Raw genomic sequence first — 23,336 nt, forward strand, 5'->3', positions numbered from 1 at the left:
GGGGGGGTGGGGGGAGCGGGGCGGATCAGTAGAGGCTGACCTTGTACTTGGCGAGGGCCTCCGGCACCGGCTGGTAGAACGTGGTGCCGCCGGTGGAGCAGTTGCCGCTGCCGCCCGAGGTGATGCCGAGCGCCTTGGTGCCGTCGTAGAGCGCACCGCCGGAGTCGCCGGGCTCGGCGCAGACGTTGGTCTGGATCATGCCGCGGACGGTGCCGCCGCCGGAGTAGTGGACGGTGGCGTCGAGGCCGGTGACGGTGCCGCCGCGGGTGCCGGTGGTGGAGCCGGAGCGCTTGACGGGCTCCCCCACGTAGGCGTCGGCCGCGGTGAAGCCGCCCGGGTGGCTCAGCGAGGCGTTGTCGTAGCGGACGAGCGCGTAGTCGTTCCCGGGGAAGCTGGAGCCGACGGTGGCGCCGATCAGGGTGGACTGCGCCGAGTTGGCGTACCAGGTGTTCGCCACGTTGCCGCAGTGGCCGGCGGTGAGGAAGTAGTACGTGCTGCCGCTGCGGACGTTGAAGCCGAGCGAGCAGCGGTAGCCGCTGCCGTGGATGGCGTCGCCCGCGCCGAGCAGGGGCGTGAAGACGCCGGGGGTGCGCTGGACGCGGAGGGCTCCGGCGTCGGCGCCGGCCGCGGCGCGGATCCTCGCGATCTCCGCGTCGGTGACGGTGGCGTCGGCGGTGACGACGACCCGGCCGGCGGCCCGGTCCACGTACCAGGCGGTGCCGCCGACCCCCGCGGCGTCGACGGCGGCGTCGGCGCGGGCGAGTTGGGCGGCCGCGGCCGGGCCGGGGACGGGGGCGGCCTCGGCGCCGGGGAGTCCGACGGCCGTCACGGCCGCGATGCCGGCGGCGAGGGCGAGCAGACGGGTGCGGGTGTTCCTCACTGTGCTCCTCACATTTCTCCTTCTGGGAAAAGCGGAGGGGCCCGTGGGTGACGGGCCCGTGAGGCGCCATCAGGTGACGTGTTCCTGACATGCACCGTGAGCGATAGTGACCCCCTCGGAACGGACGCACAAGACCGCATGCCGGACGGGTGCCCCCGGCCGTCCTGGCCGGGGGCACCCGTCGTCCGTACCGTCCCGCGTCGAAGCCCAGGTCAGGAGGGGTTCAGCCGCCGCTCCCCCGCCGCGACGGCGGTGTCGAGCGTGTTCCCCGGCGGCGGGAACGGGCAGATGAAGTGGTCGGCGAACGCGCACGGCGGAAGCAGCGCCCGGTTGAAGTCCACCGTCACCGAACCGTCCGCCCCCGGAGCCGCCGGACGCAGGAAACGGAAGCGGTAGCTGTCCCGGCCGCTGGTCGCGTCCGCGAAGACCGCCCACAGGGAGCCGTCGTCCTCGACGGCCACCTGCAGCGTGTGCTCACCGCCGTGCAGATCGAAGACCAGCTCACCGGAGAGCCCGAGACCGCGCTCCCGGCCGTCGGCGTTCTCCACCCGCACGCTGCGGGTCTCCCCGTACGGACGGAAGACGCCGGGCACCACCCAGCGCTCGTCGTACGCGGTGGCCTCGATGCCCCGGAAGGCGCGGCGCGCCTCCGAGCCGGGGTCGAAGTCCCGTACGGCCCAGAGCCCCTCGCGCCGCAGCACCACGAGCCGCCGTCCGGCCGACTCGACCCGGGACTCGTGGATCGGCCCGTGGTCGGCGGTGAGCCGGACCGTGCCGGTGAAGGGCTTGCCGTCGACCGTGAGCCCGTCCTCGGCGTCCGCCGAGAGGACCACGTCGTCGCCGTCCTCCCGCCATACGCCGGGAACCGCCGGAAGCCGGCCCTCCGGGAAGTCCGAGAGCCAGTGGGTGCCCGTGAGGGAGAGCGGGCCGTACGAGGAGGAGACCGCGGCTTCGCGCTGTTCGTGCCAGTGCCGCCAGTCCTGCTGGGGATCCGTGCTCATGGTGTTCCACCTTTCCATACGGGTGCGGGAAGCCCGAGGTGCTCCCGGAGCGTCGTGCCGGAGTACTCCGTACGGAACACTCCGCGTTCCTGGAGCAGCGGGACGACCCGGTCGACGAAGTCGTCGAGCCCGCCGGGGGTGAGGTGCGGGACGAGGATGAAGCCGTCGGCCGCGTCCTCGGCGACGAACTCCTCCAGGGCCGCCGCCACCGTCGCCGGACTGCCGACGAAGGACTGCCGGCCGGAGGACTCGACGACGGTCTCGCGGATCGAGAGGCCCTTCGCCTCGGAGAGCGCCCGCCACTTCCGGGCCACGGCCACCGGGTCGGCGACCCGCACCCTGCCCTGCACGACCGTGGCTTCGGGATCGGGGTCGAAGTCCGGGAGCGGCCCGTCGGGGTCGTGGTCGGACAGGTCGCGGCCCCAGATCTGCTCCAGGGCGAGGATCGCGTTCTGCGGGGAGACCTGCTGGTGGCGGATCTCGGCGGCCCGCTCCCGCGCCTCGGCGTCGGTGTCCGCGAGGACGTACGTCACCCCGGGCATGATCTTCAGGTCGCCGGGCTCCCTCCCGTACCGGGCGAGCCGCCCCTTGACGTCGGCGTAGAACTCCCGGCCGGCCTCCAGGGTGGAGTGGCGGGTGAAGATCACGTCGGCGGTGGAGGCGGCGAACTCCCGGCCCTCGGCGGAGTCCCCGGCCTGGATGACGACCGGATGCCCCTGCGGCGAGCGCGGGACGGTGAACTCGCCCTCGATCCCGAACTGCGGGCCGTGGTGGGCGAAGGGCCGCGGGGTGCCGTCCGGTCGCCACGAGTCCCACAGCTCCCGGGCCGTGGCGACGAACTCGGCGGCCCGGGTGTAGCGGTCGGCCCGGTCGAGGAAGCCGCCGCGCCGGAAGTTCTCGCCGGTGAAGGCGTCCGACGAGGTGACGACGTTCCAGGCGGCCCGGCCCGCGCTGAGGTGGTCGAGCGAGGCGAGCCGCCGGGCCAGTTCGTACGGCTCGTTGAAGGTGGCGTTGACCGTGCCGGCCAGGCCGAGCCGCTCGGTGACGGCGGCCAGCGCGGTGAGGACGGTGATCGACTCGGGCCTGCCGACGACGTCCAGATCGTGGATGCGCCCCTTGTGCTCGCGCAGCCGCAGCCCCTCGGCCAGGAAGAAGAAGTCGAACAGGCCGCGCTCAGCGGTCCTCGCCAGGTGCTCGAAGGAGGAGAAGTCGATCTGCGACCCGGAGTGCGGATCGGCCCAGACGGTGGTGGAGTTGACGCCGGGGAAGTGCGCGGCGAGATGGATCCGCTTCCGGCCGGCGGGGGCGCTCACGCTCCCGCTCCCGTCGTGGCGTACTGGCTGACGGGGCGGGTGAGCCCCAGGTGGTCGCGGAGGGTGGCGCCCTCGTAGGCCGTACGGAAGAGGCCCCGGTCCCTGAGCCGGGTCACGGTCTCGGCCGTGAACCGCGTCAGGTCCCGCTCCGGCACGGCCGGCACGAGGTGGAAGCCGTCGACCGCCCCGCCGCCGTGCCAGCCGGCGATCAGCTCGGCGAGCGCCCCGGGCCCGCCCTCGTACGTGTCGAGGTCGACGGTCGCCGAGAGCAGGACCCGCAGCTGGCCGGGGTCCCGGCCGTGGGCGCGGGCGCCCCGGTGCAGTTCGGCGCGGAGGGCCACGGCCTCCTCGGCGGAGGAGGCCCTGATCAGCGCCACGTCGGCGTGGTGGGCGGCGGTGTCACGGGCGGCGGGGCGGGTGGCGTCGACGACGGTCACCGGGTTGCCCTGCGGCGGCCGGGGCACGATCGAGGGGCCCTTGACCGAGAAGGTCGCCCCCTGGAAGTCCACGTAGTGCAGCTTGCGGCGGTCGACGAACCGTCCGGTCGCCACGTCGCGTATCTCGGCGTCGTCCTCCCAGCTGTCCCACAGCTTGCGGGAGACCTCGGCCACCTCGCCCGCCTCCTGCCAGAGCGCGGCCGTCGGCGGGAGTTCACGGCGGCCGAAGAGCCGGGCCTCGGCCCCGGTCGGGGAGACCGCGATCCGCCAGCCCGCCCGGCCCCGGCTCACCCAGTCGAGGGTGGCGACGGCGGCCTGGACGTGGAAGGGCTCGGTGTGGGTGGTGGTCACGGTCGGGACGAGACCGACGGAACGGGTCTCGGGCGCGACCCGGGCGAGGACGGCGAGCGCGTCGAGGCCCGGCCGGGCGAAGGAGTCGTCATGGGTGAGGAAGTCGAGCCCGGCGGCCTCGGCGATCCGGGCGTGCGCGACGGTGCGGGCGGCGGCGGTCCGGGCGTCGTCGGCGGCGGACGGCGCACGGGCGCTGCCGGGGGCTATTTCGGCGGCGAGGTGGAGCGTTCGGGTGCTGGTCATGCGGTCTCTCTCGGTGCGGAGCGCGGTGCGGGGCGGAAGCCGGTCAGTTCTTGGTGCGGGGCAGGCCGGGCGGGTTGATCTCCGACTTCGCCACGGACTCGGTGTCGAGGCCCCACCGCTTGAGGACCTGGGCGTAGGTGCCGTTCTGGATGATGTGGTCGATCGCGGCCGCGTAGGCGGCGACGAGACCGCTGTTCTTCTTCGTGGTGGCCGCGATCTTGCCCTGGAGTCCGGCGCCCGCCCCGGAGAACTTCCCGACGATCTCGGTCTGTCCGGCGGAGAGCACGTGGTAGGCGGCGACGGGGTTGGGGCCGAGGTAGCCGTCGATCCGGCCGGACTGGAGCGCCAGGTAGTAGTCCGAGGTGTTCTGGTAGTACTTGATGTCGGTGGGCGCCCGGCCGGCCTTCTCGTTCTGCGCGGACCAGTCGACGAGGATCTTCTCCTGGTTGGTGCCCGACTGGACGGCGATCGACTTCCCGGCCACGTCCTCGGGGCCCTTCACCTTCCAGTCGGAGCCCTTCTTCGCCTCGAAGGCGAGGTCGTCGAGGCGGTAGGTGGCGAAGTCGTACTTGTCCTTCCGCTCCTCGGTGACGGTGACGTTGGAGAAGACGGCGTCGTACTTGGCGCTGTCGAGGCCGACGAAGAGGTTCTCCCACGCGACCGCGTCGAACTCGGGCTTCAGACCGAGGGCGTCGGCGACCAGGGTGGCGATGTCGATCTCGACGCCGATCAGCGTCTTGTCGTCGGTGGCACGGAAGCCGAGCGGCGGATTGCTGGTCGCGGAGACGCCGATGACGAGGGTGCCTCTCTCGCGTACGGCCGCGGGGAGCTTGGCGGCGATGGCGTCGACCTTGGCGGTGTGGACGCGGTTCTGCTCCGGGCCCACGTTGATGCCGTTGCCCTTCTTGCCCTCCGGCTTGATCTCGTTGGTGGCGGCGTCGCCCGAGCCGCAGGCGGTGAGGACCCCGAGGGCGGTGATCGAGGCGAGGGCGGTGAGGACGGTGCGACGGGTCTTCATGGCGGTGCTCCTGTCGTGGAGGAAAAAGGGGGAAGGGAGGAAGGGGAAGAGAGGCGGAGGGGTCAGAGGACCTTGGAGAGGAAGGCGCGGGTGCGTTCGTGGCGCGGGGCGTCGAGCACCTCGGCCGGCGGCCCCTGCTCGACGATCCGGCCCTCGTCCATGAAGACCACGGTGTCGGCGACCTCGCGGGCGAAGCCGATCTCGTGGGTGACGACGATCATGGTGGTGCCGGATGCGGCCAGGTCCTTGATGACGTCGAGGACCTCACCGACCAGTTCGGGGTCGAGCGCGGAGGTCGGCTCGTCGAAGAGGAGCAGGCCGGGTTCCAGGGCGAGCGCGCGGGCGATGGCGACCCGCTGCTGCTGCCCGCCGGAGAGCTGCTTGGGGTACGCCTCCGCCTTGTCGGCGAGTCCGACGCGGCCGAGCAGCTGCCGGGCCGCGGCCTCGGCGTCCTTGCGGGGGCGCTTCAGGGCCGAGACGGGGGCCTCGACGATGTTCTCCAGGACCGTCAGGTGCGGGAAGAGGTGGAAGTTCTGGAAGACGAAGCCGATCCGGGTGCGCTGCTTGAGGATGTCCCGTTCGCGCAGCTCGTAGAGCTTGTTGCCGGAGCGGCGGTAGCCGACGAGGGTGCCGTCGACGCTGACGGTGCCGCTGTCGACCTTCTCCAGGTGGTTGATGGTCCGCAGGAGGGTGGACTTGCCGGAGCCGGAGGGGCCGAGGATGACGGTGACCTCCCCGGCGCGGACGTCGAGGTCGATGCCGCGCAGGACGTGGAGCGGGCCGAAGTTCTTGTGGACGGCCCTGATCTCGACCTTGGCGGTGGTGTCGGCGGGCTCGGCGTCGAGGCCGGTGGTGGCGGTGGCGGTGGACACGGAGCTCATCGGGCGCTCCCCTTCGCGTAGTGGCGTTCGACGTAGTGCTGGACGACGGAGAGCGCGGTGGTGAGCAGGACGTACCAGGCGGTGGCGACCATCAGGAGCGGGACGACCCGCCCGTTGCGGCCGTAGACGACCTGCACCTGGTAGAAGAGTTCGCCGATCGCCATGACCGAGACGATCGAGGTGCCCTTGAAGAGCGAGATGATCTCGTTGGCGGCGTTGGGCAGGATCGAGCGCATCGCCTGCGGCAGGACGATCCGCCGCACCTGCCGGAGTCTCGGGATGCCGAGGGAGGCCGCGGCCTCCGACTGGCCCTCGTCCACGGCGAGGACGCCACCGCGGACGATCTCCGCCGCGTAGGCCGCCTGGTGCAGGGCGAGGCCGAGGACGGCGGCGCTCATCTCGCCGACCAGGCCCGCCGTGTCGAAGGAGAAGAAGCCAGGCCCGAAGGGGATGCCGATGCTCAGCTCCTCGTAGAGGTAGGCGAGGTTGAACCAGAACAGCAGCTGGACGATGAGCGGGATGGAGCGGAAGGCCCAGATGTAGCCGAAGGCGACGGAGCGCAGGAACGGGCTGCCGGACAGGCGCATGAAGGCGAGCACGATGCCGATCGCGAAGCCGAGCGCGGTGCCGTAGAAGGTGAGCTGGAGGGTGACCCAGACGGCCTGGACGATCGTCTCCGTGGTGAAGAACGCGGCGAAGACGTCCCATTCCCAGCCGGGGTTGGTGATCAGACCGTGGGCGAACTGGATGAGCAGGACGGCGGTGGCGGCGACGGCCACCCAGCGCCAGGGGTGGCGCACGGGGACGACCACGAGGGGAGCGGCCGCCGGCGGGGTGGGAGCGGCGGCTGGGTCTTTCACGCCGACGTCGGCGCTGGTGAGAGACATGGTGGTTCCTCGGAGAGGGGCGGGCGGCGGGAGGAGCGGCGCGGTTCAGGCGCTCAGGGGGACCGGGAGCCGACACGCCAGGTCGCGCAGGAAGCTCAGCGCGGCCCGGGCGGTGACGTCGTTCTGCCGGAAGGCGACCCCGCCGGTACGGGGCCGGGTGAAGGCCCCGCCGGCCCGGGCGGTGGTGTGCGGGCCGAGGGCGAAGCGGCGCGGGTGCGGCCGTCCGTCGCGCTCCAGGACCCGGCCGTCGTCGGGGTCGACGACGAGCAGACCGCCTGCGGTGGCCCTCGCCCCCTCCTCGTACAGGGCGCGGAGCAGCGGGCTGCCGGTGCGTTCGAGGGTGGGGTCGGGGAGCCGGGCCTCGACGAGGGCGCGGGCCTCGGTCCACTCCCCCGGTACGGCGACGGACGCGGCCCGGAAGAGTCCGCGCTCCTCGTCGGTCTCCACGGTGATCCCCGGGCCGAGGAAGCGCACGACTCCGGCGCGTGAGAGGGCGAGGAGCTGGTGCAGCCGGGGCCCGGGCGGCCCGGAGGCGAGGTAGCTGAAGAAGCCGTGCCACCAGCCGTCGAGGTCGAGGCGCTTGCCGAACCGCAGGAGCTGGCCGTAGACGGACAGGAGCGCGGCGAAGACGGCGGCGTCGGGGCTGTGCGCGGGGTCGTGGCGGCGGGTGAGGTCGTCGGTGATGTAGTCGCGCAGGCCGTGCTGGAGGGCTTCGGCGGAGGCGAAGCGGACGCCGTCCAGGGGATGGTCGAGGGCGTCGAGGTCGAGCCGGTCGGCGGGGTCGGGGACGGCCGCGGCGATGACGGCGGCGAGTTCGGCGCCGCGCGGCGGTGCTTCCTCGTACGCTCGCTCGAAGTCGCTCCAGGCGAGTGCGGTCCGCTCGGGGTGGGTGGAGAAGAGCCGGTGGTAGTGGGCCCAGCCGAGTTCCTTGTCGACGAGGGGCCACACGTCGCGCCGGAAGTCGATCGGCCCGGTCCGCTTCAGCAGGGCGTCGGTCTGCTCGGTCCCGAAGAACCGGGGCAGCGGGGGCTGTTCGCCGTCGAGGTCGTAGCCGAGCTTCGAGTGGTACGGGACGCCCCGCCGCGATCCGACGTGGAGCACCGGCTCCGCGCCGGACGGTACGTAGACGAGCGCGTCGCCCTCGCCCTCGTACCGTCCGCCGCGGCCCTCGGTGAGCAGCACCATCAGGTCGACGAAGGCGAGCCCGAAGCCGCGGACGAGGACGGCTTCCCCCGCGGGCAGGGCGCCGAGGTCGGTGTCGGCGGTGAAGTCGGGCGGCAGGTGGACGAGCCGGTGGCGGGCGGCGAAGCCGGCCAGGGCCCTCTGTTCCGGGTCGGGTTCGGCGTCGAGGTGGCCCACGGTGAGGACGACGAGGTCGGCGAGGAGGGGGGTGGCGCCGCCCTCCAGCCAGACCCGCTGGCGTCCCTCGCGGGGGCCGCCGACCCGCAGGGCGGTGGTGCGGTGTTCATGGACGGTGACCGAGGCGGGCAGGGACGCCAGGGCCCGCTCGTACACCCAGCGCAGATAGGCGCCCTGCTGCGGTCGGGTGGGGAAGGTGCCGCCGTCGACGCCGGCCCATTCGGCGAGGGTGGGCCCCGGCAGGACGGGCCCTTCGAGGTCCACGGTCTCGTCGGTGAACATGGTGACGTCCTCGGCCCGGGAGTTCATCCAGAGCAGCGGGGACTGCCCGGTGCGCCAGATGCGGCCGGGGCCCGGCGGGTGCGGGTCGACGAGGTGGAGGTCGAGCGGGCCGTCGCCGTACAGCTCGGGCAGGTTGGCGGCGAGGCGTTCGAGGACACCGGTCCCCCGCGGCCCGGCCCCCACGATGACGATCGACGGACGGGGGCTCATCGGGCACCGGCCGTGCCGCGGGCGTAGTGCCGCTCGACGTAGTACTGGCCGACGCCGAGGACCGAGGTGACGGCCACGTACCAGAGGGTGGCGACGAGCAGCAGCGGGATGATCTCGTACGTGCGGTGGTAGACGAGCTGCGTCGAGTAGAGCAGGTCCTGGACGGCGATGACGGACACGATCGACGTGCCCTTGAGGGTGCCGATCAGCATGTTCCCGGCCGGCGGGACGATCGCGCGCATGGCCTGCGGCAGCACGATCCGGGAGAGCCGGCGCCACCGGCCGAGCCCGAGGCTCTCGGCGGCCTCGATCTGGCCCCGGTCGACGGAGAGGATGCCGCCGCGGACGACCTCGGCGGCGTAGGCGGCCTCGTGCAGGGTGAGGCCGATGACGGCGACGGAGACGGGGCCGAGGAGGTTGACCGTGTTCACGCCGAGGATCTGCGGGTAGAGCGCTCCGATGTTGAACCAGAAGAGCAGCTGGACCAGGATCGGAGTGGACCGGAAGAACCAGACGTACCCCCAACTGACCGCGCGCAGAACGGGGTTGGCGGAAAGCCGGAAGACCGCGAGCAGGGTCCCGAGGACGAAGCCCAGGACCATGACGAGGGCCGTCAGCCACAGGGTGAGGCCGAGACCGCGCAGGACCGACGCGGAGGTGAAGTACTCGGCGACCACGTCCCACTGGAAGGCCTTGTTCCGGACGACCGAGACGAGACCGAGCCCGAGGAGGACGAGCACCAGGGCGGCGGCGGTCCCCTGGCCGACGCGGCGGGCGGGGACGATGCGGAGGGGTGGGTCGGCCGGCAGGGCCGGGGAGGGGGACTTGACGAGGGTCGCGGACATGCGAAGGCTCCGTGGATGCCAGGGGGCGGATCGAACACGGGGGTGCGCCTTCACACGCGCTGAACACGGATCCGGGCCCCTCAGCCCGATCCGCTCTTCGAGGCTATGCGGTCAACACGGCCTGCTGTCAAGGGTGTCCGCACTGTGAGCTGTACGTCTCATCGCAGTTGACGGGGCGGCGGATGCCTGTTCCACTGGGGCCATGCATCCGCAGCAGCTGGTCAAGCGCTCCCACATCGACTTCGGTCGCGTGTGGTCCTCTTCCTGTTGAGCCGACCCGCTGCTCTGCCCCGCCCGCGTGCTCTTCTCCGCGGCGCCTTCACACCCAGGCCCCTCACGGCTGCCTGAGCTCTCCCCTCCCCTCGCCCTGCCCCGTCGTCCTTCCTCCCGCTGAGGGACGACGCCGCCTTCCTTCGCCCTGAAGGACCGTCATGACCTTCGCGTTGTCCGTGCACCGGACCACGACCACCGACTCCCTGGCCCGCCCGCTCCTCGACGAGCTGGCACACGAGTACACGACCCGGTACGGCTCCGCGCACGATCTGAGCCGCTACCCGGCGGAGGAGTTCGCCCCTCCCCACGGCGCCTTCCTGCTCCTCCTGGAGCAGGGCCGGCCCGTGGCGGGCGGCGCCTACCGCCGTTACGACGAACGCACCGCCGAACTCAAGAGGATCTGGACCCATTCGGCACACCGCAGGCGCGGGCTCGCCCGCCGGGTCCTGACCGTGCTCGAACGGGAGGCCGCCGACCGCGGCTACTCCCGCGTCTACCTGACGACCGGCCCGCGCCAGCCCGAGGCCAGGGGCCTCTATCTGGCGAGCGGCTACCGCCCGCTGTTCGACCTCACCGCCGATCCCGAGTCGATCGGCCCGCTGCCGTTCGAGAAACTCCTGGAGAACCCGACATCATGAGCACGCGTACGAGAACGGGTACCGCCGGTACCGCCCGCACCACCCTCGCCTTCGCGCTGATCACCGCGGCCGCGCTCACGCTCACCGCCTGCGGCGGGGGCGAGCCCGCGACGGCGCCGGCCGGGGCGGCGGGCGCCCCCAAGGGGGCGCTCCCGACCGAGGACGTGGTGGCGGCGGTCGGCCGGAACGAGGCCGCGGCGAAGCTGCTCCCCGCCGACGTACGGCAGCGGGGCACCTTCACGATCGCCTCCGCGGTCGCGACCCCGCCCGGGTCGGCCTATCTGGCCGACGGCAGGACGGTGGTGGGCGTGGACGCCGACTTCGCGGGCGCCGTGGCGAAGGCCCTGGGACTGGAGCTGAAGCGCGAGGTGGTCGGCTTCGAGGCGATCCTGCCGGCGCTCGGCAGCGGCAAGTACGACGTCGGCACCGGGAACTTCGGTGTGACCGAGGAGCGGCGCAAGACCATCGACTTCGTCACCTACGTCAACGACGGGCAGGGCTTCGCCGCCCGGTCCGACAGCCCGCTGAAGGCGGTCACCGACCTCACGCAGCTGTGCGGTCTGAAGGTGGCCGTGAACGCGGGCACCACCTTCGAACGGACCCTGGAGCAGAACAAGGGCCGGTGCGCGCAGGCCGGCAAGCAGCCGTACACGGTGAACGTCTACAGCGAGACGGGCGCGATCTGGATGTCGCTCCAGCAGGGCCGCAGCGATGTCGTGATGAACACGATCAACGGCCTGCGGTACGCGGTGACGCAGCAGAAGAACGTGAAGTTCCTCAACGAGTACCGGCGGCTCGACGTGGGCTTCGCCTTCAAGAAGGGCACCCCGCTCGCGCCCGCCTTCCAGGCGGCGGTGAACGGCCTGAAGGCGGACGGGACGTACGACAGGATCCTGAAGAAGTGGGGGGTGACGGCGTCGGGGATCGAGCGCTCCCAGATCTCCCCGCCGGAGATCCCCGCACCCACCAAGTGACGGCAGGCCCGCCGGAGGGCGGGCCGTCGACGGTGCGTCAGCAGTCGCAGCCGCAGCCGCAGTCGCCGCAGCAGCCCTCCCCCTCGCAGCAGGAGGAGCAGTTGCTGCAGCAGTCACAGCAGTCGCAGCAGCTACCGGGGTCGCACTGCTGGCAGAGTCCGTCGCGCCGCTGACGGCTCCAGGGGTCCTCGAAGGTCCCGCAGCACATCTGGCAGGTGCAGGCCAGGCCGACCCAGAGGGCGCAGCCGGCTATCAGCCCGCGCCGGTTCGGCGGTCCGGGCGGGAGCGGACCGCCGGGGCCGCCCGGGCCGCCGGGGCCGGGGGCGTACGGACCTCCGGGGCCGCCGGGACCGCCCGGGCCCGGGGCGTAGGGGTTGCCGGGGCCGGGGCCGTACGGGTTCCCCGGCGCCGGTCCGTGGCCGTGGACGGCTCCGTGTCCCTGACCCGCTCCCGCGCCGGGGCTCATGTGCGAGCAGCTCGTCGTGCCGAAGGCGCGGTTCACGGAGGTGCGGAGCTCGTGGGCGAGGAGGACGTGGACCAGCTTGCCGTCGGCGAACTCGGCGTCCCGCAGCGCGAGCCGGATCCCGTGGAGGGCGTCGTCGGCGAGCCGGCGGGCCTCCTCTCGGGAGGTGCCGGTCGCGGTGAGCGGGTTCCAGGCGCCGCTCGCCGCGTCGGCGGCCTGGTCCTCGACGGCGTCCAGGAGGTGCGCGAGGCGACCGAAGAGGCGGCCGGCCTCGGCGAGCGGCTGGGCGTTCCCGGGCCGTCCGGCGAGGACGGCGGTGTGCGCGAAGGCGGCCGCGGTGGCGGTCTCGGTCGGTTCGGTGACGGCGAGCAGGGGGGTGCCGGGGCCGGCGAGGGCCTCGATCCCGGTCTGGCGGTCGACGGCGTCGACGAGGACGGCGGTGTCGAAGCCGAGGGCGCGGCCGGTCCTGGCGCCGGCCTTGTCCCAGGAGCGGGCGACCCGGCGGGCCGCCGCGGCGACGGGCCGCCGCGCCAACAGGCCGTCCCGGTCGGCGACGTGGTCCCGTACCTTCGCGGAGGCGAGGACGAGGGAGACGGCGGCGGCGAGGCGCGCGCCCTCGCCCCGGGCGACGGGGGCGGTCCGCATCCCGCGCAGCGGGCAGGGCCCCGCGGTGCGCCGTCCGTCGGCCACGGCACCGGTCTGAGCCTCCGTCAGGACCGAGACGATGAGCCCGTCGTAGTTGGTGACGACCCGGGCGAACTGGCCGTGGTCGGCGCGAAGTGCCAGGCAGAGGCCGCAGAGATGGGCCATCCACTCGGTCTTCAGGCCGTCGGTGAGCCGGTGGGCGCAGGGCCTGACGATTCCGAACAAGAGACTCCCCCGTGGACTGTGCGCGGCGCCGCCGTGCGGCTTCGCGGCATGGTAGCGAGCGGGTGCGTTCACCCGTACGCGCCCATCGTCACCCTTCCGGCCAGACTTTCATATTTTCAGCTACATGGCCCTCGCCCACCCCCCGCATACCGCAAGTTTCCTGATGAATCGCCAGAAAACGGCGCTCACGTTCTGCACCAGTACCGTCACGAATCCTCAGCGCGGCGCCCAACCGCTTGGCGCGCGATCCGCATCATGGACGACGATAGGGATATGCGGAACCACAAGTGACCGCGCTGAAAGGAGGCGTCCATGGGATCGGTGCGCAAGGCGAGTGCCTGGCTGGGACTCGTCGAGGACAACGACGAGCGTTACTACGACGACGAGTACGCCGACGGTGCCGAGGGCGGCGACGGCTGGGTGACGGACCCCCGGGTCCGGGTGGCCACGGACACCGCCGAGGAGCGGGGCCGCCGGATCGCCACCGTCTCCCCGGACGGCTTCCGGGACGCCCGGGGCATCGGCGAGCTCTTCCGGGACGGGGTTCCGGTCATCGTGAACCTGACCGCGATGGAGCCGAACGACGCCAAGCGCGTGGTCGACTTCGCCGCGGGCCTCGCCTTCGGTCTGCGCGGTTCCATCGAGCGCGTGGCGACGCGGGTCTTCCTGCTGACCCCGGCCGACACCCAGATCGTCACCGGCGACTCGGCCAGGCGCCGCCAGGACGGCTTCTTCAACCAGAGCTGAGCGGGTCCGCCGGACCGGCCGGGCACCACCCGGACGACCCGGGTCAGTGCGCCGGACGCCCCGAGCCGGCGGGCTCGATCGCTTCCCTGGTCGCCGGCACCCGCGCCACGGACGAGCGGGAGAGCCCGGAGGGCTCCGCACACGCGACCGCTTCCGGGGGCCCCGAGGACTCCACGGGGCCCGGACACCCGGCCCGCCCCGGAAGACCCTGGACGACCGGCTCCGCGAGCCCCTGGGCGGCCTGCCCCTGAAGGCCGGTCACCGCCTGCTCCGGAGGACCCGCCACCCCCTGCTTCGAAAGACCCGGCACCGCCGTCTCCTCCGGCCCCTCCGGATCGACCGGGCACTCCATCACCCGGGGCAGCCGCCGCGCCATCACCGCGCCGAGGAGCAGCAGCCCCGCGCTCACGAAGAGCGTGACGTGCAGCCCGTCCACGAAGGCGTGCCGGGCGGCCTGGTGCAGGGCACCGCCGGCCGCGCCGCCGAGCTGGTCCGCGACCTGGTAGGCCTCTCCGAGCGAGTTCGCGGCGGCCGCGCTCGCCTCCGCCGGCACCCCGGGGACGGCGGCGAGCCCGGGGGCGTACGCCGCGTTCATCACACTGCCGAGCAGGGCGATGCCCATGCCCGCGCCGAGCTGGTACGAGGTCTCGCCGATCGCGGCCGCGCCGCCCGCGCTCCGCTGCGGCGCCTCGCTGAGCATCGACTCGTAGGCCGAGAAGAGCGTGGTCTGCAGGCCGAAGCCGAGCAGGACGAAGCCCACCGTGAGCAGCAGCGGCCGGTCGTGCTGCCCCATGAAGGTCAGCAGCAGCACGGCGGCGGCGGTGAGCACGAAGCCCCAGCCGACCATCCGGCGCGGCCCGACCCGGCGCAGGGTGTACGAGCCGGTGGCGCCGGCGGCCATGGCGGCGAAGGTGAGCGGAAGCAGCCGGAGCCCGGTCTCCAGGGGGGTGAGGCCGAGGACCAGCTGGAGGTACTGGACGGCGATGAGCTCCAGGCCGACCAGGGCCAGCATGGCGAGCACGATGCAGCCGACGGAGGTGGTGAAGGCCGGCCGGGAGAAGAGCCGTGTGTCGATCAGCGGGTGCGGGCGCCGCCTCTGCCGCCGCACGAAGAGGACGAGGAGCGCGGCGCCGAGCAGCAGGGGCCCGGCGGTCGGGAGCGCGAGGAACGGGTCACCGGCCCCGGCCCGCTTGACCCCGAGGACACAGCCGAGGACACCGGCGGCGGCCATGAGCGCGCCGAGGACGTCCCAGGGTCCGTCGGCGGCTCCCCGGGACTCGGGCAGGAGGCGTCGGCCGAGCGGCAGGATCAGCGCCATCAGCGGGATGTTGATGAGGAAGACGGAGCCCCACCAGTAGTGCTCGACGAGGAAGCCGCCGAGCACCGGGCCGGTGGCGGCGCCGACCGCGGCGACCGCGGTCCAGACGCCGATGGCGGTGGCGCGCTCGCGCCGGTCGGGGAAGACCGCCCGGAGGATGGAGAGCGTGGCGGGCATGATCATGGCGCCGCCGACGCCGAGCAGCGCGCGGGCCGCGATGAGCACCGAGGGTTCGGTGGCGAGGGCGGCGACCGCCGAGGCGATGCCGAACAGCGCGTAGCCGAGGAGGAGGACCCTGCGCCGTCCGACGCGGTCTCCGAGGGTGCCGAAGAGGATGAGGAGCGAGGCGCAGATCAGGGGGTAGGCGTCGACGATCCAGAGCAGCGCGGTGGAGCTGGGGCGCAGGTCCTCGGTGAGCGAGGGGACGGCGACGTGGAGGATGGTCGCGTCGAGGGCGACCAGGAGAAGACTGACGCAGAGGACGAGGAGGACGACCCAGCGGTTGGCTCCGCCGCCGACGGCGGCACGCGGTGGTCCTTGGGCCGTGATCGTCCGCGACATGTCCGTACCTCCCAGTGAAGCTCTCGCGCTCGGCGGCCCCCGACCAGGGCTTTTGGCCCCTGGGGCGGCCCGGCATCGACGGGCGAGTGAGCCGTCAGCGTACGCGAGTCCGAGGCCCGAGCGCGTGGTGCAGCTCTCACCCCGAGGGGCCCGCCGGTGTGGCGTACGCCACTCGGGACGGCCCGCGCGTCGCATGGAATTCCGTACGGACGCCTGTTTGAAGCAATTCCCGAGCGTTCAAACACGCTTCCGGAATCACCCTTACGGCAATAGGGCGGGAGGTCATCGGATTTCCTGACGGACGCCCGGAATAGGTCAGCCACTGAGACCTACTCCACATCACATCAACATCACGAAGGGAGCGGATCGACCGGGTCGGCTTCTCACTCCCTGTAACGTCGATTGGGTGCGTACCGACATCTTTGCCCGGCTGGACCGGGAGCCGGAACCGCCGAAGATAGAGGTCCCGCGGATGACCCGCACGCGTCTCGCCCTCTTCGGCGGGACGTCGGCGTTCTATCTGGCCATCGTCGTGGCCGTGCTGCTGTCGACGTGGCTGGTGACCCTCGACTGGAAGATCATGCTCTTCCGGCCCTACCAGCAATGGCCCGAGCTGCACGCCTTCCTCGACTACTACGTCGTCCTCGGTCAGCGCGGCCCCACGGCCGTGATGGTGGCCGCCTGGCTGGGCTGGCGCTCGTGGCGCCAGCACACCCTGCGGCCCCTGCTCTGTCTCGGCGCCGCCCTGTTGCTGCTCAACGTCTCGGTCGGCTCGGTCAAGCTCGGACTCGGCCGCCTCGGCCCCCACTACGCGACGCAGGTCGGCTCCGCCGAGCTCTTCGCCGGCGGCGACATATTCCCCTCGGGTCACACCGCCAACGCGGTCGTGACCTGGGGCATCCTCGCCTATCTGGCGACCACCCCACGGGCCAGGCGCTATCTGTCGGCGCTCTCCGCCGTGGTCGCGCTCGGCGTCGGGCTCACCACCGTCTACCTGGGCACGCACTGGCTGAGCGACGTGCTCCTCGGCTGGGCGGCCGGGCTCCTCGTCCTGCTCGCGCTGCCCTGGTGCGAGCCGGTCCTCGCCGTGGCGGAGTCCTGGATCCTCGCCGTGCGCGACCGGGTACGGGAGCGGCTGCGCGACCGTCGCCGTCTGGTGCCCTCGCTGCCCGTGGCCTCCGGCGGCCCCCGCCCGGGGTTCTTCCCCGGGACCGAGGAGCCGGTCAGGGAGACGGTGGGTGTGGCCGGCCGGCGCACTCCGGCGACCGGCGGCTGATCCCCGCCCCCAGGGAGGCAGAACGTGGAAGGGCCCCGGCCGTCAGCGGCCGGGGCCCTTCGCGTACGGCTCAGCCGATCCAGCAGCGGGTGACCGTGCCGTCCTCGACCTCGAAGTTGAGGCGTCCGACCAGGTACTCCATCGTGATGATCGAGCCGGGCGGCAGGGACCTGACGGTGCTCCAGCCCCGCGTCCTGGCGAGCTGCGCGGCGCCTTCCGCGTCCAGGCCCACATAGGACTCGGGGGCGTCGCGGGGCGGTTCGGGAGTGCGCGATGTGGGTGCCATGGCCCTCACGTTAGTCCCTTGGCGGTCACGCTTGTGTCACAGGTTCTCGACATATGTCTGCCCTCCCCCCGGCCTCGCGGAAGGACACTTTCCGGCCGTTTCTCCGGCAATAGCGAAGGGCTCCCGGCAGTTCGCACGAAGAGCCCGGAAGCGTGAACGGAAGCACGGATAGCGCGGGTGCAATTCCCTCTTCCCCCACGCCCGTCCGGAATTGCGCCGACGACGCGCACGCAGGGCGCTCACTCTTCCCTTACACAATGCTTACGCTGTCCGGACGCCCGGAGACGCGGAGCCGGGACGACGGCGAGGCGGAGGCAGCGATGGGCATCGGGACAGCGACCGCGACCGTCGAATCGGGCCGGCAGCGGCACGGCCGGGTACTGATCGACTGGCTCACCACGACCGACCACAAGAAGATCGGCCACCTCTATCTGGTGACCTCGTTCCTCTTCTTCCTGCTCGCCGGACTCATGGCGATGCTGATGCGGGCCGAGCTGGCACGGCCGGGGCTCCAGCTCGTCACGAACCAGGAGTTCAACCAGGCCTTCACCCTGCACGGCACGATCATGCTGCTGCTCTTCGCGACGCCCACCTTCGCCGGCTTCGCCAACGAGCTGGTGCCGCTCCAGATCGGCGCGCCCGACGTCGCCTTCCCGCGGCTGAACATGTTCTCGTACTGGCTGTTCCTCCTCGGCGGCCTGATGGTGGTGAGCTCGCTGCTCGTGCCCAGCGGACCGCCCGCCTTCGGCTGGACCGCGTACGCGCCCCTGAACAGCCTCGAACACTCCCCCGGCATCGGTGCCGACCTGTGGATCATGGGGCTCGCCCTCTCCGGCTTCGGCACGATCCTCACCTCGGTGAACTTCCTGGCGACGATCGTCGGGATGCGGGCGCCCGGGATGACCATGTTCCGCGTGCCGATCTTCACCTGGAACGTGCTCTTCACCGCGGTCCTGGTCCTGCTGGCCTTCCCGGTCCTCGCCGCGGCCCTGCTCGTCCTGGAGTCGGACCGGCGCCTCGGCTCGGTGGTCTTCCAGCCGGAGTACGGGGGCGCGCTGCTCTGGCAGCACCTCTTCTGGTTCTTCGGCCACCCCGAGGTCTACATCATCGCGCTGCCGTTCTTCGGGATCGTCAGCGAGATCATCCCCGTCTTCGCCCGCAAGCCGATCTTCGGGTACACGACGCTGATCAGCGCGACCATGGCGATCACCGGTCTCTCGGTGGTGGTCTGGGCGCACCACATGTTCGTGACGGGCGCGGTGCTGCTGCCGTTCTTCTCGATGCTGTCGTTCCTCATCGCGGTGCCGACCGGGGTGAAGTTCTTCAACTGGACCGGCACGATGCTGCGGGGCTCCCTCTCCTTCGAGACCCCGATGCTCTGGTCCGTCGGCTTCCTGGTGTCCTTCCTCTTCGGCGGCCTCACGGGGGTGATCCTCGCCTCGCCGCCGATGGACTTCCAGGTCACCGACTCGTACTTCGTGGTCGCCCACTTCCACTACACGGTGTTCGGCACGGTCGTCTTCGCGACCTTCGCCGGCTTCACCTTCTGGTGGCCGAAGTTCACCGGCCGGATGCTCGACGAGCGGCTCGGGAAGATCCACTTCTGGACCCTCTTCACCGGCTTCCACCTGACCTTCCTGGTGCAGCACTGGCTCGGGGCGGAGGGCATGCCCCGCCGGTACGCCGACTACCTGGCCGCGGACGGCTTCACCGTCCTCAACACCGTGTCGACGATCGGCGCCTTCCTGCTCGGCGCCTCCACGCTGCCGTTCCTCTACAACGTGTGGAAGACCTGGCGGTACGGGAAGAAGATCGAGGTGGACGACCCGTGGGGGTTCGGGCGCTCGCTGGAGTGGGCGACGTCCTGCCCGCCGCCCCGGCACAACTTCGTGGCGGTGCCGCAGATCCGTTCCGAGGCACCCGCCTTCGACCTGCACCACCCGGAGTTCGCGGCCTACGAGCGGATGCTGGTCACGAGCCCGCCGCCGGAGCGCCGGAGGGGCGGTCGAGAGCGCGGGACAACAGGTCCCTGAGCGCCCGCACCCGGTCGACGAGCTCCGGCGGGTCGAGCACCTCGAACTCGAAGCCGATCATCGCCACGTGGATCACCATCACGTCGAGGCTGTGGGCGCCGGTCCGCAGCAGACAGGCGTGCTCCCCGTCCGCCGTCAGGACGCCGTCGGCCGCGCCCACGGCCGCGGCGGCCTCGGCGAGCGGCACGTGCAGCCGGACCGTCGCCTCGGTCGCGTACGCGGCGGTGGACACGCCCTTCGCCACATAGGCGGCCAGGTCCTCGGCGGGCGGCTCGCGGGGCGGGAAGCGGGGGCCGTGCGGCGGTGTCGGAGTGATCCGGTCGGCCCGGAAGGTGCGCCAGTCACCCCGGTCCACGTCCCAGCCGACCAGGTACCAGCGGCGCTCGCTGCACACCAGTCGGTGCGGCTCGACGGTCCTGCGGGTGGCCGACCCGCCGTGGTCGCGGTACTCGAAGCGCAGCCGCTCGGTGTCCCGGCAGGCGTTGGCGAGCTCGGTGAGCACGGCCGGGTCGATCCGCTCGCGCGGGGTGCGCAGCATCGGCACCGTGAAGGCGTTCAGGGCGCTCACCCGGCGCCGCAGCCGCCCGGGCAGCACCTGCTCCAGCTTGGCCAGGGCGCGTACGGAGCTCTCGCCGATGCCCTCGACGCCCTGCCCGGCGGCGGCGCGCAGGCCGACCGCGACCGCCACCGCCTCCTCGTCGTCGAGGAGCAGCGGCGGCAGTTCGGCCCCGGCGCCCAGCTGGTATCCGCCGCCGGTCCCGGGGCTCGCGTTGACGGGGTATCCCAGCTCCCGCAGCCGGTCGACGTCCCGCCGGACGGTTCGGGGCGTGACCCCGAGCCGGTCGGCGAGGTCGGCCCCTGACCACTCGCGGTGGGCCTGGAGCAACGAGAGCAGACGCAAGAGCCGTGCTGAGGTCTCCAACATGGCGCCGAGTCTGCCAGCCCTCGCGGACGACTTCTGTCCGCAAGGGGCGTCGGGCCTGGTCAGCGGAAGCGGCGGACCAGCCGCCCGGCCCGGGCCTTCAGGTCGTAGACCGCGTCCACGGCCCGGCCGACCCGCCGGTGCAGCGACACCGTGCCCTCGGGGTGGGTGCGCCGGCCCGACCCCCGCTCGACGAGCTCCGCCCAGAGCGTCTCGTGACGGGCGGCGATCCGGGCCGGGTCGAAGCGCTCGGCGGCGGCGAGCGCAGCCCGTGCCGCCTTGGCGCGCGCCTCGTCGTCCTCGACGAGCCGGCGCAGCGCCCGCGCGAACGCGGCCACGTCGCCGACCGGCACCAGGATCCCGTCGACGCCGTCCTCGATGATCTCGCGCGGCCCGTGCGGGCAGTCGGTGGAGACGACCGGGAGTCCGCAGCGCATCGCCTCGACGATGGTCATGCCGAAGGACTCCCGCTCCGAGGTCACGGCGGCGATCGAACCCTTGGCCAGCTCCGGTTCCAGCGGGGTCACCGACCCCATGAGGAAGACCTGCTCGCCGAGCCCCCGCTCCTTGATCTGCCGGGTCAGCGGCCCCTTGAGGTCCTGGACCGCGTCGCCGGTGCCGTAGATCCGCAGCTTCCAGTCGGGATGGTCGGCGGCCACCTCCGCGAAGGCGTCGATCAGCAGGTCGTACCGCTTGACGCGGGTCAGCCGGCCCGCGGCGACGACGGTCCTGGCCGCGGGGTCGGCGGGCGGCACGGAGGGCGCGGGCACGCTGTTGGGCACGGCCTCGATCCGTACGCCGGGCAGCCGCAGCTTCCGGTAGGCGCGGGCGTCCGCCTCGGTGACCGTCGTGACGGCGTCGAGGAGCGCGTACTCGTGGCCGATGTCCCGGCGCAGCCGGTAGCTGTGACCGTCCAGGATCAGGTGCTCCTGGCCGACGAGGACCGGCCCCCGCCGGGCCTGCCGGGTGAGGTGCACGTTGAGCCCGGGGCGGGTGCCGACGAGGACGTCGGCCTCCACGCCCCGCAGGTGCTCCCCGATCCGGGCGTCGGTGAGGGCGCTGTACTGCTTCCAACGGCCGTCGCCGCGCGGGAAGACCTCGGCGGGGCGGTGGAAGTCGGGGTGGTCGCCGTCGAAGCCGGGGCTGTCCCTGCGCAGGTCGACGAGATGACGCAGGGTCACCCCCGAGGGCAGGCCGAGGAGTGGTCGGTCGCGGTGTCGGAACACCGACACGATCTGGACCTCGTGACGTTCCGCCAGTTCCTCGGCGAGGGTGAAGGTCGTCCGGATCGTGCCGCCGTAGTGGTAGCCGTTGTGAAGCAGAAAGGAGATACGCATCGCGCTGCCGGTTCCCCCCGGTCAGTTGATCGGTCGCTCGACTGTACTGCCGGTGACGGGCTCCCGTTCACTGCTGCAACCGACGAGGGTCACGGCCGGTAGCCGAGCTGGGGCACGTTCGCACAGTTCCGCGTCATCTCACCCCGGCTCACCCAGCCCCGGCCGTCCTGCCAACGGGCCACCGACAGACAGGTGTTCCGGGTCGCCGGCGGGCGCTCCAGGCGCTCGTACCGGACGGGAAGCAGAAGTCCGCGGGCGGTGTACGGCTCCGGCCGGTTCACGAACCGTTCCACGCACGCGCGGGTGAGTCCGCCCCCGGCGAGGCAGGAACGGGCGGCGTCGGTGAACCACATCGCCGCCGCCCAGCCCTCCAACTGCCACTGGGACAGCGGCCGCCCGCCCATCGCCGCGCGGAACTCGCGGACCGCCGGATGCCCCGTGTCCTGGTGGTTGCGGCTGGCGCCGGTCGCCCACAGGGCGTTCCGGCAGCCGGGGGCGCGGGCGTAGTCGCGGGTGACGGACGAGGACCAGTTCTGCACATGGGTGACCTTGGCGGCGACCCGCACCCCGAGCGTCTCCATCGCCTCGCACAGGCGCACGTTCCCGTGGGTGTCCATGGCGTCGAAGAGGACGTCGACGTGCTGGGCCCGCAGATCGGCGGCGACCGCCCGGAAGTTGGGCAGCGCGAAGTCCACCGTCTCCTCCACGACGCGGTAGCCCTCGGCGCGCAGCCCCCGGGTCACCAGGCGGGCGTACGCGGCGGAGGCGGCCTGGTTGTACGAGACGACGGCGGCGGTCCTGGCGCCCTGTTCCCGCGCGAACCAGCGGTAGACCTCGGTCCCGCCGTACAGGACCCCGCCCCAGCCGGGCTCCGTCCCGGTGCGGGGCGCGGAGCTGCCGTAGATCCCGTAAAGATGCGGATACGTGTCGTACGCGGGGGTGAGGGGCTGCCCGCCGATGTCGGGGACGCCGGCGCGGGCGACGAGAGGGGCGCCCGCGTAGTCGAGGGCGGTGGTGGCGACGAGGGCGAAGACCCGGCGCTCGTCGACGAGCCGGTGGACGCAGGTGTTGTTGCCGACGCCGCTGCCGCCGTCGTCGCAGGTCTCCACCTGGATCCGGCGGCCGTCCAGGCCGCCGCGGGCGTTGAGGGCGTCGAAGTAGGCGCGGGCCCCGTCGCGCGGTCCGGTGAGCGCCTGCCCGCCGACGGGGCTGGTGGCGCTGGTGATGATCCCGACGCGGAGCGGCTCGCCGCCGGAGGGGCGGGCGGTGGGCCGGGGCTCGAAGGCGCGCTCGGGGAGGCGGCTGCCGCAGGCCGTGAGGAGGAGCAGCGCGACGGCCAGGAGGAGCGCCGCCGCCGCCTCAGCAGCCCGGGACGGTGACACCGCTCAGCTCGACCAGGCCGCACAGGGTCTTCACGGAGACCTTCCAGGTGTCGTCCTGGAGGACGGAGGTGCCCTGCGCGCCGGGCAGGGCGGGGGATCCGCCGACCAGCAGGTCGTAGGTCACGTTCGCCCCGGTGGCGGAGGTGAAGGCGACGCCCGTGACCTTCGCCGAGGTCATGGACGCGTTCTTGTCGCCGGCGAAGGCTCCGAGGACCTCCCGCATCCGCTCCCCGTTCTCCAGGAGCCCCACCTTCTCGGCGACGGGCGTCTTCGGGTCGAAGAACGCCGTCCAGTTCGCGGTGATCTCCGCCCGGGCCGCGGCGGGGTCGTCGGGCTCGGCGGTGTCGGGGGTCTCGGCCGTCGTCCCGGGCGGGGCCGAGGTCTCCAGGTCGCTGGAGCGGCCCTCGCCGTCGTCGGAGCAGCTCGCTACGGCGGGGGTGAGCACGAGAAGGGCGGCGGCCGCGAACGCGGCGAGCCGGGGGCGTCGGCCGGGTCGATCGGAAACCATCTGGCTCACCACCGGGTGTCCTCGGGGCCGTACGGCCGGAT

The 23,336-nt window shown here is 72.5% G+C and carries 21 protein-coding genes; 5 read left to right on the top strand and 16 right to left on the bottom strand.

Features of this window, described 5'->3' with window-relative positions:
- Window positions 1–25 precede the first annotated feature (25 nt).
- The 9 genes from AMK29_RS33585 to AMK29_RS33625 all read right to left on the bottom strand — a co-directional run bounded on the left by AMK29_RS33585 (window position 26) and on the right by AMK29_RS33625 (window position 9,707).
- Window positions 26–892 carry a S1 family peptidase gene (locus tag AMK29_RS33585; RefSeq protein ID WP_073819855.1) on the bottom strand — a complete coding sequence of 289 codons (867 nt, stop codon included), beginning with the start codon at window positions 890–892 and terminating at the stop codon, window positions 26–28.
- A 200-nt stretch (window positions 893–1,092) separates the two neighbouring features.
- Window positions 1,093–1,881, bottom strand: coding sequence for a DUF1684 domain-containing protein (locus AMK29_RS33590; RefSeq protein ID WP_073819856.1), 789 nt, complete (start codon window positions 1,879–1,881; stop codon window positions 1,093–1,095).
- Window positions 1,878–3,167 carry an NtaA/DmoA family FMN-dependent monooxygenase gene (locus tag AMK29_RS33595; RefSeq protein WP_073819917.1) on the bottom strand — a complete coding sequence of 430 codons (1,290 nt, stop codon included), beginning with the start codon at window positions 3,165–3,167 and terminating at the stop codon, window positions 1,878–1,880. Before AMK29_RS33595 ends, AMK29_RS33590 begins: the two co-directional genes overlap by 4 nt.
- A gap of 23 nt (window positions 3,168–3,190) precedes the next feature.
- Window positions 3,191–4,225: an LLM class flavin-dependent oxidoreductase gene (locus tag AMK29_RS33600; protein WP_073819857.1), complete on the bottom strand. Its 1,035-nt coding sequence runs from the start codon at window positions 4,223–4,225 to the stop codon at window positions 3,191–3,193.
- 43 nt (window positions 4,226–4,268) lie between these two features.
- Complete coding sequence (locus AMK29_RS33605; protein ID WP_073819858.1) at window positions 4,269–5,243, bottom strand: ABC transporter substrate-binding protein; 975 nt, start codon at window positions 5,241–5,243, stop codon at window positions 4,269–4,271.
- A gap of 62 nt (window positions 5,244–5,305) precedes the next feature.
- Window positions 5,306–6,124 carry an amino acid ABC transporter ATP-binding protein gene (locus AMK29_RS33610; protein ID WP_241845806.1) on the bottom strand — a complete coding sequence of 273 codons (819 nt, stop codon included), beginning with the start codon at window positions 6,122–6,124 and terminating at the stop codon, window positions 5,306–5,308.
- Window positions 6,121–7,011 carry an amino acid ABC transporter permease gene (locus tag AMK29_RS33615; protein WP_073819859.1) on the bottom strand — a complete coding sequence of 297 codons (891 nt, stop codon included), beginning with the start codon at window positions 7,009–7,011 and terminating at the stop codon, window positions 6,121–6,123. The genes AMK29_RS33610 and AMK29_RS33615 overlap by 4 nt, the downstream gene beginning before the upstream one ends.
- 45 nt (window positions 7,012–7,056) lie before the next feature.
- A complete protein-coding gene (locus AMK29_RS33620; RefSeq protein ID WP_073819860.1) occupies window positions 7,057–8,862 on the bottom strand; it encodes an FAD/NAD(P)-binding protein in 1,806 nt (601 codons plus the stop codon).
- The gene (locus AMK29_RS33625) at window positions 8,859–9,707 is read right to left on the bottom strand and encodes an amino acid ABC transporter permease (protein WP_073819861.1); all 849 of its coding nucleotides are present in this window, start codon (window positions 9,705–9,707) and stop codon (window positions 8,859–8,861) included. Before AMK29_RS33625 ends, AMK29_RS33620 begins: the two co-directional genes overlap by 4 nt.
- A gap of 431 nt (window positions 9,708–10,138) precedes the next feature.
- Between AMK29_RS33625 and AMK29_RS33630 the strand changes: the two genes are divergently transcribed.
- Window positions 10,139–10,618, top strand: coding sequence for a GNAT family N-acetyltransferase (locus AMK29_RS33630; RefSeq protein ID WP_073819862.1), 480 nt, complete (start codon window positions 10,139–10,141; stop codon window positions 10,616–10,618).
- A complete protein-coding gene (locus AMK29_RS33635; RefSeq protein ID WP_073819863.1) occupies window positions 10,615–11,592 on the top strand; it encodes an ABC transporter substrate-binding protein in 978 nt (325 codons plus the stop codon). Before AMK29_RS33630 ends, AMK29_RS33635 begins: the two co-directional genes overlap by 4 nt.
- Window positions 11,593–11,629: 37 nt before the next feature.
- Here the strand turns inward: AMK29_RS33635 and AMK29_RS33640 are convergent, their stop codons facing one another.
- Window positions 11,630–12,925 (bottom strand): DUF5685 family protein, encoded by a 1,296-nt coding sequence (locus AMK29_RS33640; protein ID WP_079197237.1) that lies wholly within the window; start codon window positions 12,923–12,925, stop codon window positions 11,630–11,632.
- A 312-nt stretch (window positions 12,926–13,237) separates the two neighbouring features.
- On the opposite strand from AMK29_RS33640, the gene AMK29_RS33645 reads away from it, so the two are divergent.
- A complete protein-coding gene (locus AMK29_RS33645; RefSeq protein ID WP_073819864.1) occupies window positions 13,238–13,672 on the top strand; it encodes a cell division protein SepF in 435 nt (144 codons plus the stop codon).
- A 43-nt stretch (window positions 13,673–13,715) separates the two neighbouring features.
- Here AMK29_RS33645 and AMK29_RS33650 read toward each other — a convergent pair whose 3' ends face one another.
- Window positions 13,716–15,551 carry an MFS transporter gene (locus AMK29_RS33650; RefSeq protein WP_073819865.1) on the bottom strand — a complete coding sequence of 612 codons (1,836 nt, stop codon included), beginning with the start codon at window positions 15,549–15,551 and terminating at the stop codon, window positions 13,716–13,718.
- A gap of 406 nt (window positions 15,552–15,957) precedes the next feature.
- Here AMK29_RS33650 and AMK29_RS33655 point away from each other — a divergent pair, with 406 nt between their 5' ends.
- Window positions 15,958–16,827, top strand: a complete 870-nt coding sequence (locus AMK29_RS33655; protein WP_107422753.1) for a phosphatase PAP2 family protein — start codon at window positions 15,958–15,960, stop codon at window positions 16,825–16,827.
- 70 nt (window positions 16,828–16,897) lie between these two features.
- Here the strand turns inward: AMK29_RS33655 and AMK29_RS33660 are convergent, their stop codons facing one another.
- A complete protein-coding gene (locus tag AMK29_RS33660) occupies window positions 16,898–17,113 on the bottom strand; it encodes an I78 family peptidase inhibitor (protein ID WP_073819866.1) in 216 nt (71 codons plus the stop codon).
- Between the two features lie 320 nt (window positions 17,114–17,433).
- On the opposite strand from AMK29_RS33660, the gene ctaD reads away from it, so the two are divergent.
- Complete coding sequence (gene ctaD / locus AMK29_RS33665) at window positions 17,434–19,146, top strand: aa3-type cytochrome oxidase subunit I (protein WP_073819867.1); 1,713 nt, start codon at window positions 17,434–17,436, stop codon at window positions 19,144–19,146.
- Here the strand turns inward: ctaD and AMK29_RS33670 are convergent.
- The 4 genes from AMK29_RS33670 to AMK29_RS33685 form a co-directional block, all read right to left on the bottom strand.
- Window positions 19,085–20,071, bottom strand: coding sequence for a helix-turn-helix transcriptional regulator (locus tag AMK29_RS33670; RefSeq protein WP_073819868.1), 987 nt, complete (start codon window positions 20,069–20,071; stop codon window positions 19,085–19,087). The genes ctaD and AMK29_RS33670 overlap by 62 nt on opposite strands.
- A gap of 59 nt (window positions 20,072–20,130) precedes the next feature.
- On the bottom strand, window positions 20,131–21,405 hold the full coding sequence (locus tag AMK29_RS33675) for a glycosyltransferase family 4 protein (RefSeq protein ID WP_073819869.1): 1,275 nt from the start codon (window positions 21,403–21,405) through the stop codon (window positions 20,131–20,133).
- Window positions 21,406–21,494: 89 nt separating this feature from the next.
- Window positions 21,495–22,787 carry an ABC transporter substrate-binding protein gene (locus AMK29_RS33680; protein ID WP_073819870.1) on the bottom strand — a complete coding sequence of 431 codons (1,293 nt, stop codon included), beginning with the start codon at window positions 22,785–22,787 and terminating at the stop codon, window positions 21,495–21,497.
- The gene (locus AMK29_RS33685) at window positions 22,765–23,295 is read right to left on the bottom strand and encodes a hypothetical protein (protein WP_073819920.1); all 531 of its coding nucleotides are present in this window, start codon (window positions 23,293–23,295) and stop codon (window positions 22,765–22,767) included. Before AMK29_RS33685 ends, AMK29_RS33680 begins: the two co-directional genes overlap by 23 nt.
- Window positions 23,296–23,336: the final 41 nt, after the last annotated feature.

This window comes from Streptomyces sp. CB02261 (assembly GCF_001905665.1).
Taxonomy (GTDB): Bacteria; Actinomycetota; Actinomycetes; order Streptomycetales; family Streptomycetaceae; genus Streptomyces.